General features: G+C 64.2%; 13 protein-coding genes. 7 read left to right on the top strand and 6 right to left on the bottom strand.

Annotated features, from left to right (window positions below; translation table 11 throughout):
• Positions 1-9: 9 nt before the first annotated feature.
• A complete protein-coding gene (locus H6718_05095) occupies positions 10-441 on the bottom strand; it encodes an SRPBCC domain-containing protein (GenBank protein MCB9584748.1) in 432 nt (143 codons plus the stop codon).
• Between the two features lie 193 nt (positions 442-634).
• Between H6718_05095 and H6718_05090 the strand changes: the two genes are divergently transcribed.
• The 3 genes from H6718_05090 to H6718_05080 all read left to right on the top strand — a co-directional run bounded on the left by H6718_05090 (position 635) and on the right by H6718_05080 (position 2,785).
• Complete coding sequence (locus tag H6718_05090) at positions 635-811, top strand: hypothetical protein (GenBank protein ID MCB9584747.1); 177 nt, start codon at positions 635-637, stop codon at positions 809-811.
• A 231-nt stretch (positions 812-1,042) separates the two neighbouring features.
• Positions 1,043-1,303, top strand: a complete 261-nt coding sequence (locus H6718_05085) for a hypothetical protein (GenBank protein ID MCB9584746.1) — start codon at positions 1,043-1,045, stop codon at positions 1,301-1,303.
• An 84-nt stretch (positions 1,304-1,387) separates the two neighbouring features.
• On the top strand, positions 1,388-2,785 hold the full coding sequence (locus tag H6718_05080) for a HEAT repeat domain-containing protein (protein MCB9584745.1): 1,398 nt from the start codon (positions 1,388-1,390) through the stop codon (positions 2,783-2,785).
• On the opposite strand, the gene H6718_05075 is transcribed toward H6718_05080, so the two are convergent.
• Together H6718_05075 and H6718_05070 are read right to left on the bottom strand one after the other, a co-directional pair.
• Complete coding sequence (locus H6718_05075) at positions 2,779-5,106, bottom strand: hypothetical protein (GenBank protein MCB9584744.1); 2,328 nt, start codon at positions 5,104-5,106, stop codon at positions 2,779-2,781. The two genes, H6718_05080 and H6718_05075, sit on opposite strands and share 7 nt — an antisense overlap.
• A gap of 157 nt (positions 5,107-5,263) precedes the next feature.
• On the bottom strand, positions 5,264-7,162 hold the full coding sequence (locus tag H6718_05070; protein ID MCB9584743.1) for a protein kinase: 1,899 nt from the start codon (positions 7,160-7,162) through the stop codon (positions 5,264-5,266).
• A gap of 205 nt (positions 7,163-7,367) precedes the next feature.
• Between H6718_05070 and H6718_05065 the strand changes: the two genes are divergently transcribed.
• Complete coding sequence (locus tag H6718_05065) at positions 7,368-7,868, top strand: hypothetical protein (protein ID MCB9584742.1); 501 nt, start codon at positions 7,368-7,370, stop codon at positions 7,866-7,868.
• Between the two features lie 15 nt (positions 7,869-7,883).
• Here H6718_05065 and H6718_05060 read toward each other — a convergent pair whose 3' ends face one another.
• Positions 7,884-8,933, bottom strand: a complete 1,050-nt coding sequence (locus tag H6718_05060; GenBank protein MCB9584741.1) for a CoA ester lyase — start codon at positions 8,931-8,933, stop codon at positions 7,884-7,886.
• A gap of 257 nt (positions 8,934-9,190) precedes the next feature.
• Here H6718_05060 and H6718_05055 point away from each other — a divergent pair, with 257 nt between their 5' ends.
• Both H6718_05055 and H6718_05050 read left to right on the top strand, forming a co-directional pair.
• The gene (locus tag H6718_05055) at positions 9,191-9,556 is read left to right on the top strand and encodes a hypothetical protein (protein ID MCB9584740.1); all 366 of its coding nucleotides are present in this window, start codon (positions 9,191-9,193) and stop codon (positions 9,554-9,556) included.
• 334 nt (positions 9,557-9,890) lie between these two features.
• Complete coding sequence (locus H6718_05050) at positions 9,891-10,754, top strand: hypothetical protein (protein MCB9584739.1); 864 nt, start codon at positions 9,891-9,893, stop codon at positions 10,752-10,754.
• A 73-nt stretch (positions 10,755-10,827) separates the two neighbouring features.
• Here H6718_05050 and H6718_05045 read toward each other — a convergent pair whose 3' ends face one another.
• Together H6718_05045 and H6718_05040 are read right to left on the bottom strand one after the other, a co-directional pair.
• Positions 10,828-13,257 (bottom strand): DUF1592 domain-containing protein, encoded by a 2,430-nt coding sequence (locus H6718_05045; protein ID MCB9584738.1) that lies wholly within the window; start codon positions 13,255-13,257, stop codon positions 10,828-10,830.
• Positions 13,257-14,540 carry a DUF1552 domain-containing protein gene (locus H6718_05040; GenBank protein MCB9584737.1) on the bottom strand — a complete coding sequence of 428 codons (1,284 nt, stop codon included), beginning with the start codon at positions 14,538-14,540 and terminating at the stop codon, positions 13,257-13,259. Before H6718_05040 ends, H6718_05045 begins: the two co-directional genes overlap by 1 nt.
• Positions 14,541-14,803: 263 nt before the next feature.
• Between H6718_05040 and H6718_05035 the strand changes: the two genes are divergently transcribed.
• The gene (locus tag H6718_05035) at positions 14,804-17,332 is read left to right on the top strand and encodes a glycoside hydrolase family 31 protein (protein ID MCB9584736.1); all 2,529 of its coding nucleotides are present in this window, start codon (positions 14,804-14,806) and stop codon (positions 17,330-17,332) included.
• Positions 17,333-17,475: the final 143 nt, after the last annotated feature.

Raw genomic sequence — 17,475 nt, 5'->3', positions numbered from 1 at the left:
GCGTCAGAGCTAGTTCAGTCTTTCCGCGCGGCGACGCAGCGCTTGGTTCATCGCCGCGAATCCACGGGCTGTGTTGGGCATGCGACGCGAGAAGCGCTCCGTCAAGAGGCCGCTGAAGTGCTCACCGTGGATCAGTCGCGTGCGGCCTCCGTCGAGCGGCTCGAGTCGGAAGAACTGCTCGCCATCGAAGAGCCCACGGAAGAGGAAGCGGCCGAGCCATCTCAGCTCCACGCCCTCGTCGATACGCGTCACCGTCGGGTGCCAGGTCATCTCGCGACCACCAGGCTGTGCAACGGCGAGCGTGAGCTTGGAACCGACCACCAACGGCCCCCAGATGCTCGTGATCAGCGGGTTCCAGTTGGGATACTCCTTGAAGTCGGTGAGCACCTTCCAGACGCACTCGGGGGTCGCGTCGATTTCGATTTCGGTCTTCAGGTCCATGGTCGGCACTGGACAGCCTCTCGAGCTCAAGGTTCCTCGACATCATAGTCCAAGGCCGCAGTGGCGCGCCTCTCCCCCAAAAATCCCGTCAAAAGGCGCACCTGGAGTGGGTGGTGCCGGCCGTGGGGCCGGAAGGCTGACCCGTGCACCAGAAGTGGCTCAAACATCTGGCAGGCGAACCGTTCCTCTGGGCATGCAGCCTGAGCGAGGCAAAAAAAGTGAGGCACTGCCGCAAGTTGCGGAGCACCTCACGCCCGAAGAGCGGATGCTCAACGTGCTCGTTGGGGCGCTGTGGCAGGTCGAAGTGGAGAACCGCTTCGGGTCGAGTACGACTTCGCTTGCCCCGCCCCGCGACGACGCGGCCGCATAGCGTTGAGACTACAGCGTTGAGGCAGCGCTACAGCGTTGAGGCGGCGCTACAGCGCAGCTAGGTCTAACCGCGTGGGAGTCTCCATCGGATCCGAGCGGAAATAGCCGTCCGCCAGCGCGCACACGCGCCGCCATCAGCGCCAACTGCAGTTTGCCGGGAGCGCGCGACACAAAACACCCGCGCGCTGCGGGTTTGCGCCCGCCCAATCGGTGTTCTGATGCATGATGGGGCATGGTCCTTTTCGAGGTCTATCTCACACCGGGCGCCAACGCCGACGAGCTGTTTACCCAAGAGACTCTGGACGAGACCGGCGCCAAGGTGATGACCCTGGCGCAAGCGGAGCAGTCTGGTTTGAGCGGCTTCAAGCCTGCAGAACACCCGGGGGAGCTGCGCTTGGTGATGTGCGACGACCGGGAGGCACGCTTCGTTCACATGCGGCTCGAGGGTAGCGGCATCGTGAGCAGCTTCCGCGGTCACGAGATCGCGGGCTGACCCGCAGAAACGCGAATCCCGACCGCGCGGTGCTCAGCCGCGTAGGCCCTTCAACGGCGGTGGAGAGGGTGCTACGACCCCAGCATGTCTCGCATCGGGTTTCTTCGAAGCATCGCTAGCGGTTCGTCGATCGCAGTGTTCCTGCTTGCGTTCGGCTGCAACGAGTCGAAGTCGACTGACGCCGCACCTAGCGCGAGCGCGAGCGCGGTGGCGCTCACCGGCGTTCAGGCTTGGCTGGCTGATGAGTCCAAGCCTCTCACGGCGGATGTCTATGAGCAGTTTGTGCTGGACCTCTCCAAGTGTGAGCTGAACGAACGCGGAATCGACCCGCGCTGCGAGGCCTATCGTGACCTCAAGAAGGCGCGCAGTCGGAATACCTCGCTCAAGGATATCGCGGGCCTGAACGCTGCGGTGGGCAAGAAGCTCATCACCCACGAGAGCCCCGCGGTGCGTTGGCAAGCCGCGCAGCTCCTGAAGTCTGTGTTTGGCAGCACGCCGGCAGTGCAGGAGCTGGTGCTGAAGGCCGCAGAAAAGGAGAAGGAGCCCGCGGTGCTGATCTCCCTGGTGCGAGTCGTTGGGTCACAACATCGGGACAACGCGAAGATCAAGGAGCTGCTGCTCAAGCTCGCGGATCATGACTCCGAGCACGTTCGCCAGGAGGCGATGAGCTGGTTTCTGACGCCGTTCGGCAAGGGCGTCGAGGGCACGTTCGAGAAGGTGCTGGAGCACGTTGAGAACGACAAGTCGATGAACGTGCGTCGCTTCCTCTGCGGGCGCCTATACGGCAGCGAAGATGAGCGTGCTGTCCCCGTTTTTGAGAAGTACTTGAACGAGAAGGAGACCGACCCGAAGCTCTACGAGGGCTGCTGGCAAGGCGTAATCAGCGCCTGGACGGGCTTCCCAAAGCCTGAAAATCCCAGCAAGAAGGCCTACGAGCTGACGCTGAAGGTGCTCGAGAAGAAGCCTCGTACCCGCACCTCGCCGCCGTGGACCAGCTTCCGTAATCTCCGCGCGGCAAAGGCGGACTTTCCGGAGCGAGACAAGACGAGCCAGGCCTGGCTGGAGAAGGTGAAGCCTTGGTACAAGGTGGACCGCTTGCTCAAGGCCCTGGACAGCATCGCCGTCGACCGCGAAGCGTACTGGATGACACGCACCGCGGCTCTGGACGTCATGCGCGATCTGGGAGTCGATCAAAAGAAGTTCGAGGCGCTGGAGAAGAAGTACGAGAAGGCCGAGAACGACGACGTCCACGTGAAGCGCAAGATCCAGGAGATCCTACGCCGCATGCAGTCGCCGGTGGACGACAAGGCCGGACACTGGGTGGGGCGCCCAGGCGGACCGCCGCCCGACGGTCGGATGCCTCCGGGAACGCGAGGCCCCCACGCCGACGACCCGGCGCCCGATGGGCCGAATCCTCGCGGAAACCCACACGCCCGCCCAAATCCCCACGCACCAGCGAATCCTCACGCGCCGCCTCAGTAAGCCGCGGGCGCGGGGCGCCGCGCGGAGGCGCGGCGCTTGCGCCTGCCGAGAGCGATGGCCAGCGCCCCCAGGGCGAGCCAGGCTACGCCCCGCCCGGAGCTCCCAGGAGGGAGCACGCTGCAGCCCCCGCCGCCGAGGGCGTACTCGTCCGACGTGCAGCTGCCGTGGGCCTCGCCAGTGCTGAGTCGACTGGTCACGACGCGGCTCACGTCGTCTCCCGTTTGATAGAAGAGCTGTGCGTTCCCGCTGCAGGTCGGAGTCAGTAGCACCGGTGTGTCGCCCGCGGCGTCCTCGACGGCGAACAGCTCGGGCTCGTCGCTCCCATCGAGACGCACGAGCTGATTCCCGAGCGCGAGCACCCAGCTGGAACCATCGAACGCGGCGTTGACTGAGCTAGGCTGCCCCAGCTCCAAGGGTTCGCCGATCAAGGTGCCGTCCAAGTTCAGCAGAGCCGCATAGGTGAAGTCGAAGATATTGAACGTCAGCAGGTAGCCCCTGCCGCCCCGTGTGAGCCGGACACGATCCGCCGTTGTGTAGCGAAGCTCATCGGGCAACTTCGAGACCGACGACCCCACGACCCCCAGGTCGTCATCGAAGCGCAGCACATTCAGCTCGTCCCACTCCAGGCACACCAAGAGGTACTGGTCGTCCGCTCCAAGCCCGCAGTTCGCTGAAGCATGTGCCCCAGCCAGCACCCGCTTCTCCACGCGCCCATCCAGCCCCAAGAGGACGAGTCGCAGGTTCAAGTCGAGCGGATCCATCTCGGCGATGACGAAGCTCGCTCCAGTGCTCGCGACGCCCTTGGCAAAGCGCCCAGTGGACGAGAACAGCTCACCCACGGGCTGACCACTCGCCTCGAGCAGCAGCCAGCTCGTTCCGACACCAGCTTTGCTCCAGACGGCAAGAGCCTGGGTGCCCGACCACGCCATGAACGGCTCTTCCTTGCCGGTGGTGCTGGCGAACACCTCGTGGCTCTCGCCTTGAGGCTCGCCCGCTGGAGATACGCCACGCGCGAACGCCTGGTACGAGCCGTCTCGCCACTCCATCCAGGTCGCGAGTGCGCCTCGGTTCGTGGCCACCGCTGCCTGAATGAACTGCTGGTTGGGACCCTCGAGCAGCGGCTGCGCCTCGTCAAGTTGCCCCGAGGAATCAATGCCGGTCGTCCACACTCGAGCCTTCTCGCCGGACCAGCCATCCCACACGATCAGACTCTGTTCGTCAGCGCTCGTGACAGTCCAGTTGACCCTCCAGCTGAAGCCCCTGGATTCGGTCACGGTGATGGGAGCGCCCACGGACTTGCCCAGTACCGGATCGAAGATCACGGCCTTCAAGCTGGAGTCAGCGTCAGCCCAGGCCAGGAGCGCGCGATCACCAAGCGCGGTGATCGTTTGAACGGTTGCACGCGTGTCATTGACACCGAACGGATCGTACTCCGCGTGCTCTGCCGGGATCACTCCTGTGAGTTCCTCGATCGGGCCGAGCGGACTGAGACTGGAGTCGAACAGCTCGACCCGATATCCGGCGCGGCTCAGTACCAGGCGGTCGCCGATGAACGCTAGGGCGATCTGCGGCTTCGGGATAGGCGCCACCCAGGGGCCGAGCTCGGTCGCGGCGGCTAGATCCAGCTCTTGATCCGCAGGGCAACGTTTTGCCACGAGTTGATCTCCCGAGCGCCAGGCCACCAGATAGTCGCTGCCATTGCTCGCCAGCCAGGCGCGGTCATCGTCGCCGACGAGCGTTCGATCGAGCGGCAAACCGTCGCTCGCGAGGCGCCGCACCGCAAAGCGATCGCTCAACGTGGTGTAGCCGAGCAAGAAGCCAGCGGTTCCTGAGACTAGCTGAAACTCCGTCTTGAAGTCGAAGGCGACGGATTGTGCATTGCCCAGGCTCCCATCGGTGCTCATCGGTCGCGCCTGAAGTACGCTGCCGTCATCTTGAGCGATCAGGTAGCCGGAGTCTCCGAACGCGACCTGCGACCAGCTGCAGGTCTCGAACACCAGCTGTGGTGGAGCGTCGAGCTGAGATCCGTCGCGGGAGTAGCGAGCGGCAACGCGCTGGTTGTCCTGGCACCAGCTGAGCAAGTAGCCGCTCGGGGAGTTCGCGCCAGCGATGATCCCGGTTGCCGCGTAGGCGGGGCCAATCACCTCCGTCGCGTCCAGCGGAACCGCCTCAGAGGTGCTCAAAGGCAGAACGGTGGAGCCCGGTGTCGTCGGGGTGGGGCCGTTGCAACCCACGAACAGAACCAGCAAGCCGAACCAGGGCAGGGGCTTCAAGCAGCGCATCAACGTGTTCAGCGTGCAAGCAGCGTTCCAGCTTCTCAAGGTCGAATCGCCTTCAAAACAGCTGGAAACTCCGGTGCGTTGGATGTGCCAAGCTGCGCCGTGCCAGTTCGTAGCCCAATCTTCGTTTGGGGGAGAGGAGCGCCGCTGCTCCGCGGCTGGGACCCGCGCGGCAACGCGACCGCTCGGCGCGCGGCACCTAGCGCTCTGCAGCAGCGGGTTGCAGCATGGGCGCTTGTTGCGGCACGACCGCGACACAGGACCAGTTGGCTGAGCGTACCGGCGCGAAGAGCAGCTCCGCCGGCTCGCCGTTGGTGAGGTCGCTGCCGAGGGCCCGGCCTTCCTCACCACTCAGCGCACGCTCCCAAGCGACGAGTACTGCATCGTCCTTGGGGCGAGCGTTGGTGGACGATTCCGAGGGGAAACGCCACTTGTCTTTGGGGTGACTCACGATGGTGCCGTCGGAGGTCACAACCATCGCGTAGGAGGTGCCGCCCAAGTCCGACTCTTTCAGCGATTCGTTGAGTGCGCGAAAGTAGTCCAGCGACAGGTCGGCGGTCACGACGCCAATCCGTTTGCCTGTCCGCTCGATGGGGACGGAGAAGGTCACCATCGGAATGTTGCCGCCGCCCTCGTCGACGTACGGCTTGCTCCAGCTCCCGCCGGACTTGGCGTTCTTGTACCAGTCCCACTCGCGGTAAATGGGCGTGTACTCCGGCGGAAGCAGCTGCTTCAGCTTGAGCTGGTCGTCGTCGCGAAAGACGTAGGCGCAAAAGTCCGGGGTCTCTTTGGCGAATTGCTCAGGCTCGAACGCGACCGCCATGCCGAAGATGTGGGCTTCTTGCTTCAGGCTCTTGGTCAGCAGGTCGTTGATCTGAGTTTCCGTCCAGCCGTCGCGTGTCGACAGCACGGCCGCCAGCGTCTTTGGGACCCCCGAGAGCTGCAGCAGATCACTGTTTATGCTGTCTGCCTTGGTGCGCACGAGCCGCATTTGAAGCTGGTTTCGCGCGGCTGCGGCATCGGCTCGCGCTGCCTCGGTGGCCTTGAGCTCGACTTGCAGCTTGCGCGTAAACCAGCCTCCAGTCGTGATCAGTGCGACGAGCGCAACCACACTGACCGCCATCAGTGTTGCGAGGGCGGGCTTGCGCTTCGACCAACGCAGGGCACGCTCCAGGCGACCGATGGGCCGCGCGTGGATTGGTTCCCCGCGGAGCAGGCGCTGCAGATCGTCCGCCAGCGCCTCGGCCGACGCGTAGCGCCGCTCTGGCTTCTTTTCTAGGCACTTCAGGCAGATGACGTCGATGTCTAGGGGGATCGACGGCTGGAGCATGCGAGGCGGGATCGGATCGCGGGTCACCGCTTGCATCAGCGTATCCAGCGTCGTGGCGGCCTCAAAGGGCGGTCGCCCAGTGAGCATGTCGTAGAGCATCGCGCCCAGGGAGTAGATGTCCGCAGCAGGGCCGATCTCGTCGTTCTTTCCCAGGGCCTGCTCGGGAGCCATGTAGCTCGGCGTACCCAGGATGTTGCCGGTCTTGGTTTGGCGGTCCGCATCGAGTCGGCGGGCGATTCCGAAGTCGGTGATCTTCGGGTTCCTGTTCTTCTCCAGCAACACATTCGCGGGCTTCAGATCGCGATGCACGATGCCGTTCTGGTGAGCGGCGTGAACCGCCTTGGCCAGCAGGACGAGCATCTCCGCGGCTTCTTTCCACTCCGTGGGTCGCTCCGCGAGTTGCTCCTCCAGGTTGCCGCCAGCGACGTACTCCAGCGAAAAGAAGGGTCGCCCCTGCACCTCGCCGATCTCGTAAATCTGTACGATGTTGGGGTGATGGAAACGCGCCACGGCCTCAGCTTCCGCAAGGAATCGTACGCGGCTCTCGCCTTGAGCGTGGGACTCGAGGACCATCTTCAGCGCGACTTCTCGGCCCAAGGCATCCTGTCTGGCGCGATACACGACGCCCATGCCGCCGCGGCCTAGTTCCTCGAGGATGGTGTAGCCGGGGATGTCCGGGACGACATCGTCGAACTCGCTCTTGCGCTGGGAGAGCGGCAGGCTCGCGATGGTGTTCGCGGTCGCTAGGTCGTCGGATCTAGAGCTCATGGCTATCCCGGCTGCGTGAGGCGTCGCCTCCCTGCGCGTCAGCGCGCTCTCCCCGCGACCAAGATCTCACGCGCCCCGAAGGGAAGCAAGTCAGCTTCCCGTGGCGACGCGAGTTGCGCTGAAGCGAGAGTTTCCGCGACATTGCGGAGGCGAAGCGGCGGCTGTGCCGAGCCTCAGCCAAAGTCGCTCGAGCCTCGGGTGTCTGATGCGCGTGAAGCAGGTTTGGCCACCGATCTTGCTGCTCGTCTTGGGTTGTACGCGGCCTGCAACCGCGCCGGAGCTCCCCAACCAGGTCGAGCTGTTGCCCCCAGATCAGATGCGAGCGTATTGCGATCTCGACCCGGATGCGCTCTGCAAAGACTTCGTCGAGGTGCCTCGCGCTGCGGTCCAGGCGTTTGAGCTGCGGTTGGGGGAGCGGATGACGCAGCGGCACCTGGCGCGCCTCACCCCCAAAATTGGCGGCTACAAGCGGCGCTACTACGCGTACCGCGTCGCTGGAAGGGTGATTGTCGAAGGCTTCTTCGTGTGTGCTGGGACTGCAGCACCCGTCGAGGCGATGTCCGAAGACGACGCTGGGGAGTCGCTGGTGCTGAGTGTGGACGACGCTGCTGACTGTGCTGTTTCCGTGCGGTTTTACGCAGACAAGCCACTGCAGCTCGATGCAGAAGAGCCCCGACGCGGAAGTCCACGCCGAGGCTCTGAGTAGCGATCTGCAGTTGGACTAGAAGCCGTAGGCGGCCTTCATCTCCGGATCGCGGGTGGCGATGAGCTTGGCTAGCTCGACCATCACCTTGCACTGCTTCACGGTGGCGTCGTCTTGCATCTTGCCGTCGATCATCACTGCGCCGGTGCCGTCGCCCATGGCGTCGATCACCTTGCGTGCCCAGAGCACCTCGTCCGCCGGGGGGCTGAAGACGTTGCGCGCGATGGCGATCTGCTTCGGGTGCAGCGACCAGGCGCCAACACAGCCCATGAGGAACGCGTTGCGGAACTGGTCTTCGCAGGCGACCACGTCAGCGATGTCGCCGAATGGGCCGTAGTAGGGGAGGATGCCGTTGGCCGCGCACGCGTCGACCATGCGCGCCATCGTGTAGTGCCACAGGTCTTGCTGGGCCGTCGCGCGAGGTGCGTCAGGATTCTCGGCGTTTGGATCCGCGCGGACAAGGTACCCGGGGTGCCCACCGCCGACGCGGGTGGTCTTCATGCGGCGAGAAGCGGCGAGGTCCGCGGGACCGAGGCTGAGGCCTTGCATGCGCGGGCTGGCGGCAGCGATTTCCTCGACGTGGTTCACGCCCGTCGCCGTCTCGAGGATCGCGTGGATGAGCAGCGGCTCCTTCAGGCCGTGTTTGGCCTCGAGCTGCGCGAGGAGCTGATCGACGTAGTAGATGTCCCAGGGGCCCTGGACCTTGGGCACCATGATCACGTCCAGCTTGTCGCCGATTTCCCCAACCAAGCGCAGCAGGTCATCAAGACACCAAGGGCTGTCCAAGCTGTTGATGCGTGTCCACAGCTGGGTGTCACCGAAGTCGGTCTTCTTCGCGATCTCGATCAGACCTTCGCGAGCGGCCTCCTTGCGATCCGCGGAGACGGCGTCCTCCAGGTTGCCGAGCAGCACGTCGACCTGGGGCGCGATGTCCGGAACCTTCGCGGCCATCTTCGGGTTGCTTGGGTCGAAGAAGTGGATCATTCGCGACGGGCGAAACGGCACCTCCCGCAGGGGCTGGGGAGCTCCGATGGCCAACGGCTGGAAGAAATCTTTGGCACTTCTCATGTGGAAAATCTCCTCGGACTCGGGCTGCCGCGGGTCATGCACAGAGCACTTCGCGGCCGAAACAGGGCAGCAGGCTGCCGGCGGAGTGTTACCACTTCTGACGCGATGTGTCGCGAGCAGCCGAAACGCTTGGCTTGCTGGGACAAACCCACGACGATTTGCTGGGATTTCCCTCGTTCGGCACGTTTACACGCGGCTCGTTGGGTGTAAACGCGCCCCGCAAGGAACCCTCGAGCGCAGCTCTTGTCTAGGTGCGGATGGCGGGGCGGGTGCTGTTCGGTTTGGTTGGCGTCCTGGTGCTCGGGCTGTTCTCGTCAGGACTCGTGATCTTCCTCCGTAAGCCGCTGCGCAACCGCGCCGACGATCGTTACGCGGCTCGCTTCATCGCTGAGGTCACAGCGATCGAACGCACCAGCGGCTACTGTCCCACCCACGAGGAGCTCGAGACCATCGCGGAGCGTCAGCTGTGCCCCACTTCCAAGGTCTGCCTCTACTACGATCGAGAGAACTGTGCCGTGGGGTACCACGTGCGCGGCGACGAGTACTTCGAATACCGCGTGCGGGACCAGCGCTGGTACAGCTCGGACGAGCTGCGTGATTCGGGGCTTGCGAGCAACCAGTGATGCTCACCTGACGGGCGTCACCCGACTAGCGCGCCGACGATCACGCTGAAGAAGTTCATGCTTGGGTGGGCTGCAATACGGCCTCGAGAGATCGCGTCCGACTCAGCCAACAAAGGCCAAGCCAAGCAGGATTCGCCAGGGCTGGAAACTAACGTTCAACGTGTAGATGCGACGCTCACCCGCGCCGGCGTCAGCGTGAATTATCGGGAAAAATAGCACGACTCTCGTGCGGCGAAATCCGCACGGACAAGTGCATAACCCGCAGCTGACACCCCCACTCACGCAGACGTAACCTGCCGGGCGCGCGAGCGTCGCGCACAAAGGAGGATGGGTAATGAGGAGCTTGACTTGGTTGGGTGTGGTCGCATTGGGCGCCAGCGTTGGATTGATGACCGCGTGTGGCGGCGACAGCGAAACCGATACTGCAGGCCGTGAGAACAACGGCAGCGGTGGCACGGGCGGCAACGCAGCTAGCGGTGGCACGGGCGGCAGCAGCGCGGGCAACGCAGGCAGTGGCGGCAGCAGCGCCGGTAGCGGCGGGACGAGCGGTGGCTCAGCGGGCGCGGGCGCGACGGGTGGCAGCGGAACAGCGGGTAGCGCCGGCGCAGCGACCGGCGGCAGTGGAGGCGCGACAGGCGGAACCGGTGGCTCCGGCGGGAACCCGACGAACTGCCCCACGGCGGAGCCCAGCGACGGCGATACGTGCATGCAGTTCAACCTGACGTGCAACTACGGTCAGAACAGCTGTGCTTGTGCAGGGGGTGGCCCGAACGGCCTGACCTGGAACTGCGCGATGTGTCCCGGCACGGAGCCTAGCGATGGCGACAGTTGCACCGATCAAGGCATCAGCTGCAGCTACGGAGGGAATCAGTGCTCGTGTCAGCGCACGGGTGGCGGCGGCGGACAGCAGATGGCGGAGTGGTCTTGCGGCAGCTGCCCAGGGACTCAACCGTCGAACGGCGATCAGTGCGACACCGTTGGTCTCGCCTGCGACTTCTCGAGTACCCGTTGCAGCTGCATCAACCCGCCTGGCCCTGGCAACAACATCTGGACCTGCGGTGGTGGGACGAACTCCAGCGATTGCCCCACGGATCGCCCGATGAACAACGACGACTGCAGTGCTGTGCCTGCGAACACGTTCTGCGGGTACATGGGTGGCGGCTGCATTTGCCTGAACGACAGCTGGCGTTGCAACTGAGCCCGCTTCAGCTCATGAAACGAAGCCCCGCACTCTTCTGAGTGCGGGGCCTTTGCTTTGCGAGGATGGGCGCTTAGTTCGTCTTGCAGTAGCCGAAGCTCGCGACTTCCCCAGGTGCCAGCGTGCGGTTGTAGTCGACACCACTGAATCGGGTCTTGCTCCCGCTCGGCGTGGCGACTGCGTTCCAGTAGTTGTCCAGCGTGCCGGCGACGTCGATCTCGATGGTCCAGGTGACGTCGGCGCTGCCGGTGTTCGTGACATTTACCGTGTGGCAACTCCCGCTCTCCCACTGGCTGTCGAGCTTGTCCTCGATGCTCACGTCGCTGCTCACTGGGCTAGAGCCTCCAGAGCCTGAGCCACCGCTGGCAGCGCCACCGGTCCCGGCGTTGCCGGAGCCTCCGGACCCAGAGCCGCCGGTGCCGATGTTACCGCTGCCTCCACTCCCGTTTCCAGGATCCACTGGCTCATCCACGCCAGCCTCCAGAGTTCGCGTGCGGAAATGCGTCGCCTCGACCAGCGCGAGGATCAGCTCGGGCAGTCGCAGTTCATTCGCGGCGAAGCGATCAGCGAACGCCTCCGCGGTGCACGTGGTCTCGTCGGTCTCCTCCTGGGCATAGCCCCAGCGATACCACTGCAGCGCGACACAGCTCTGCACATCGGGACTATCCGCGAGGATGGCTCCAAGCTCCGGCACCCCCTCGAAGGTCGTGTCCGTGTTATCCGTCGCCAGGATTTCGCCCTTCGTGTCGATAGGGAAACCGCGGTCGTCCGCTTGGAAGCGTCCGATACCATCGAAATGCTCGAAGCCGAAGCCGATCGGATCGATCAGGCGGTGACAGCTCTTGCACGGTTCGTTCGCCGAGTGGACGCTGAAGCGCTCGCGGTTCGAGGCGTTGGGATCCACCGGAGGGACTTCCACCACGATGTTCGGGGGTGGGGGGGAGAGTTTCTGACACAGCAGGCGCTCACGCACGAGCTTGCCCCGATGGATGGGCGATGAGCTGTTGGCCATCGAGTGCGTCACGAGCACGCTGCCCTGAGTGAGTAGTCCCGCGTGCTGACCGTCGGCGAAGTCCACTTGGCTGAAGCCAGCGCCGCCCGTTGCCGACACGCCGTAGTAGGTCGCTAGCTCCGGGGAGAGGAAGCTATACGGCGCCGTGAGCAGCTCATCCAGGCGCCCGTCCTTCTCTTCGAGTACGTAGCGAATGAACTCTCGGGTCTCTTCAGCGAGTGCCGCGCGGATATTGGCATCCAGCTCCGGGTAGGTCGCTGGGTCCTTCTGGACCGTGTCGAGCTGAGTGAGGCCGAGCCATTGGTCGACGAAGCGCGTGTAGCCTGTCAACGCGCGTTCATCGCTCAGGAGGCGCGTTGCCTGGAGCTTGATGCCTTCCGGCGTATCCAAGGCCCCGCTTGCTGCTTGGGTGAGCAACTCGTCGTCCGGAGTCGTTCCCCAGATCAAGTAGGCCAGCTCCGTTGCGACTTCGTAGCCGTCGAGCTCGAACAGTCCATCGGCGCCCTCGCTCCCCAACTCCAAGCGATACAAGAAGCCGGGTGACTGCAGCATTGCGGTTAGCACCAGCTCGAGCCCGCTGTCGTATGCGTCGGCCTCTGGCTCGGGGTCTGCGTAGCCCGCGTCGAAGAGCGAGATGTAGCGCGTGACTTCGCTGTCGGTCAGCGGGCGCCTGAACGCGTGCAGACCGAAGTCTTCGATCACGGCTTGGGCACACAACGGCGCGCTGCGCTTCGGATCGCAGCTCGGGTCGGAGTAGCGATCCAAAGCGGCGCTCTGCATGGCCGTGGCCGCGAGCTGTTCGGCGGCGTCCCGCAGCTGGTCTGCCAGTAGCGCGCTTACACTGAGCGCGCCGGCGTTGTTGTCGAAGCCGTCCACGACCACATCCGGTGCGAACTTTTCGCCGAAGGTCGACTCGATGCCGAGCAAGTCGCGGACGCTCGCGTCGTACTCCTTGCGGGTGAGCCGTCGCAGCTGGCGTCGCCCGGGCGACGGCTGCTTATCGGCGCATTGTACCTTCGATGATCCCTGATCGCACTTCTCTCCCAGGGTGACGCGGGAGATGAAGGTCTGGAGGTCCTTGTAGTAGGTGCTCTCGTCGCTGAACAGCGTGCCACCGGAGTGCCCAGAGGGGTACTTCCCGGTGGGGCGCAGCAGGAGCACCGGCGTGCCGCCCTTGGTTACCTCCGCGAGCGCTTTAACTGTGCGGAAATTATGTTCGAGGTAGCCTTCGACCTCTGGGGGGTCGAGCACCATCCGCGTCTTGTTGGCGATGCCATCGCTGTTGTGACAGCCGATGCACTTCACGCTGAGGATCGGATTCCAGACGTTCTGCTCGAAGTACTCGAGATCTCCCGGGCATCCAGCGCCGGAGCCAGGCAAGCTCCCGAGGGGCTCTTCCTTGCTACACGCAGCGGCAAGCACGAGCCCAATGCTCGCGAGTAGCCACAGCAGGCGACGACTGGCACGGCGGTGCTTCGAATGCTGCGCCATCACGCCAGGCCCTCCAGTGGACCGGTGCCGCTCGAGGCGTCGCCGAAGGTTTGGTTGTCCAGCCCGAGCGCCTGACAGATGCTCACCAGGAGCTTCGTGTGGGGCTCAGAGTCGAACTTGAGGTAGCGGCCAAGCTCGAAGCGCCCGCCACCGCCCGCCAAGATGAAGGGCACGTTCACGCACTCGTGGAGTCGGCTGTCGCCGAGCTCCTTCGCCCAGACGACCAGTGTGTTGTCGAGCAGCGTTCCGTCGCCCGTTGGTTCCGGGAGGTTATCGAGAGCACTCAAGAAGTAGGCAAATTGCTCGGCGAACCAGCGCTCCGCCGTCACGAAGTCAGCGACGCCTTGGGTGTTGCTGTCGTCCATGTGGGAGAGCGAGTGGTGCCCCTCCGAGAGCCCCAGCCAGCTGAACACCGGCGGCCCAACGGTGTGGGACATCTGGATGCTGCCGACGTTCGTCATGCCGCAGGAGAAGGCGGTGACCAGCAGGTCCATCTGTTGCTTCGCGAGCGCCGGGAAGTCGGCGCCTCCGTACGGATCCAAGGCTTCGGGTGTGGAGCTCGGCGTGCAGCTCCCAGGTCCTTGAACACCCTTCTCCACGGAGCGCAATGCCTCGAGGTGTGCGTCGAGCTTCTGGGCTTCGATGCCGCCCACGCGTTTGCGCAAATCGCCGAGCTCTCCACGCACCAGGTCCAGCACGCTCTGGCGTCGCTTCTGGACTCGATCGAGGTCCGATGGAGTGGCGCTGACGTCTCCGAAGAGTCTCGAGAATGTGCTCGTGGGGCTGTCGTCGGGAGGAACGAACTGGCCGGGCCCGCTGTAGCTCATGCGGGTCTGTACGTTGCCACCCCAAGCCGACGTTTGTACGCCGAGCTCGAGCGAAGCGAAGCGGCTGTCTTTGCCGATTGCCTGCGCGACGTACTGATCGACGCTCATGCCCTTGCTTTGAGAGCTTGCGTCGCCTCCGCCGGTCAGCATCGCTGCCATACCGCCTTCGTGATTGCTGGCGTTCTTGAAGTCGATGCCGTCGCAGATCACCAGCTTCTGCTTCAGGCTCTGGAGCGGCTCTAGGATGGAGCCACTGGCGAAGTCGAAGTTCTTGCCGCTGCCGGTCGGGCGCCAGTGCTTGAGCACGGTTCCATTCGGAGAGAAGAAGATGGCGAGGCGCTTGGCGGTCTTACTTGTGTCCGCGCGAGCGGAGCCGCTGAGCATGCTGACGAACGGGGCTGCAATCAGCGATGCGCCTGCTCCTGCGAGCAATCGACGTCGGGAGAGGGTTTGCATGGGTTCCCCTTTCAGCACGGGATATGCCAAACGCTGGCGATCGCGCTGCGCCACGCCGATGATCGATTTCCCTCGAGAAAGCGGCGCCTTTAGCGTGCTCGCGGTTTTCGGCTCGCCGCGTCATGCGGGCTTTGGGATCCCCTGGATCCGCTGAAGCGGCTTCAAGTCGGATCCGGCGGATCCAGCGGGACCTCCGCGCGCCGCAGCTGTGTGGTAAACGAATGGTTGTTCGGCTGCAAAAGCGCAGCCATTCCGGGGATCTCATGAGCCAGCGTAGCTTTGCTTTGGGTGTGATGGGCGCGATCTGGGCGGTCGCTCTGGTGGGCTGCGGTTCGGATGAGCCGGCGAGCGACTCGCCCAGGGATCCAGAGCTCGACTCCGGTGATCTGAGCATCACGTTCACCGGCGACGAGCTCGAGTTGTCTGACGGAGGCACGCGCTTGCTGCGTCTGCCCAAGGACGCCTTTCAGTGGGGCATGGTCTCCGCGCTCGAAGACTTCAACTACGATCCCTATCGATTCTACGTCCCACACGCGCTGTATGCCCCGGCGGATACGACTTGGATTTCCCCCGAGGAAATGCGCGTGTCGGCCCAGGACGAAAACAGTCTGACGCTGGAGCTCAGCTACCCAGAAGGCAAGCGGGGCAGTCTGGTGATCGAGGCGCCGGCGCCTGGTCGCTTCTCGGCGTTGTGGAAGCCAGAGGACCCCGGGTCGCCTATTGCCTTCTTTCGCCTGCGTCCGCGGGGAAATGCCGAAGAAGGCTTCTACGGTTTGGGAGAGTACTTCGATGACGTCAATCACCGCGGCAAGGTCCGCCCGATGCAGATCGAAGTCGATGCGAGCATCGAGAGCGGGTACTACGAGGCCCATGTTCCCGTGCCTTTCTTGACGGGCACCAGTGGCTGGGGCCTGTACGTCGAGTCCGATCGCCCGGGTGCTTTCGCGGTCGCGGCCGACGCAGCAGAGCCTGATCTGGTGGAGGCTGCCTTTGGCACCGGCTTCGGCTCAGCCGAGGGGCTCAGGTTCCATCTCTTTGGGGCGCGGCACCCGCTCGATGTCACCAAGTTCTATTACGACGTCACCGGGTACCCGTCGGTGCCTGCTCGCTGGGCACTGGGCCCTTGGGTTTGGCGCGACGAAAACAAGGACCAAGCGGAGTTCCTCGCGGACGCTCAGACGATTCGTGACCTCGACCTGGCGACCAGCGGGATGTGGATAGACCGGCCCTATGCCACGGCGGTCAACACTTTCGACTTCTTGCCTTCGCAGTTCCCGGATGCCCAAGCGATGATCGACGAGGCGCACGCGCTCGGTTTCCGTATGGCACTGTGGCATACGCCCTACCTAGATGAGAAAGACGGCGCCGCGGAGACAGCGGCGCTACGCGCTGAGGCGGATGCTGGTGGCTACTATCCGGTGAAATCCGGCTTGTTGCTGAACAAGTGGGGCCGTCCCATCGACTTCACGAACCCCGATGCCTATGCCTGGTGGCAACAACAAATCGGCAAGTACAAGGCGATGGGGATCGAGGGCTACAAGCTCGACTACGCCGAAGACATCGTGCCCGGCTTGACCAACGCGCGCAACGAGTGGGTCTTCGCTGATGGCAGTGATGAGCGCACGATGCACGCCGGCTATCAGCGTTTCTATCATCGCGTCTACGCGGAGACGCTCCCCGAAGATGGCGGCTTCTTGATCTGTCGTGGTGGCACCGCCGGCGATCAAGTGAACGTCAATGTGATCTGGCCGGGGGATCTCGACGCCACGTTCCACAAACACGCGGAGCCCTTCGACGACAACGGCACGACCGTGAGGGGCGTCGGCGGGCTACCCGCGAGCATCGTCGCTGGGCTCAGCCTGGGCGCGTCCGGCTTTCCCTTCTTTGCGTCGGATACCGGTGGCTATAAGCACTCACCGCCGGACAAGGAACTGTTCACGCGCTGGTTCGAGCAAACCGCGTTCTCACCGGTGATGCAGATCGGCACCAGCACGAACTCGGTCGCTTGGGATCCCAACGGCGGTCCGGGTTTCGACCAGGAGATGCTCGATTGGTATCGCGTCTACACTCGCATCCACCTGCGGCTGTTCCCTTATCTCTGGACCTACGCGCAGGACCTCAAGGTTAGTGGGCGCCCCATCGCTCGCCCACTAGGCCTGGCTTACCCCGAGCTCGCCCGCCATCCCAACGACATCTATCTCCTCGGGGATTCAATCTTGGTGGCTCCCGTCGTGGATCGCGACGCGCGCTCGCGAGAGGTCACATTCCCTGCGGGACGCTGGGTGAACTGGTGGACGGGAGCCGTGCAGGAAGGAGGAACAACGGTCAGCGTGGACGCGCCTCTGGGACAGATCCCCGTGTACGTCCGCGAGGGCGGTGTGGTGCCGATGTTGCGCCCCACCATCGACACCATGGCGCCCACCACGTTGCCAGCGGAGGTGGACTCGTACGCAACCACGCCGGGTGTGCTGTACGCGCGCGTCGTCGCCGGTGAAGCAACCACCTTTGCCGTCTTCGACGGGGCGGAGCTTGGCGTAGCTGAGCAAGACGACGGGGCGGTGGAGCTGACGACGAGCGACGGTGCGGAGTTCAAGCTGGGGACGCTCTTCGAGCTGATCGCGTTTGGCGCTGTGCCAAGCGGGGTGGTCGCCGATGGCTCCGCGCTCGCGGCGCTCTCGAGCCTCGAAGAGCTCGAGAGCTCCGCGTCGGGTTGGTTTTTCGACTCCGCGGTCGGCGGTACGTTGCACGTGAAGCTTGCTCCCGGCAGTCACCGCGTGCAGATCTCACGCTGAGCACTGGCCGTGCCGCGCGTCCGGCGACTTCGCAGTGATTGTCGCGCGGAAACACCTATCGGCTAGCCGGCGCGCCCCAGCGCTCCCTCCCCCCAAACCCAAAACTCGAGCTGACCTGCTGCGCTCTTGAGGTGCTGCTCTTG

This window comes from Polyangiaceae bacterium, from assembly GCA_020633205.1.
Lineage (GTDB): Bacteria > Myxococcota_A > Polyangia > Polyangiales > Polyangiaceae > JAHBVY01.
This window is presented reverse-complemented; position numbering and strand designations above follow the sequence as displayed.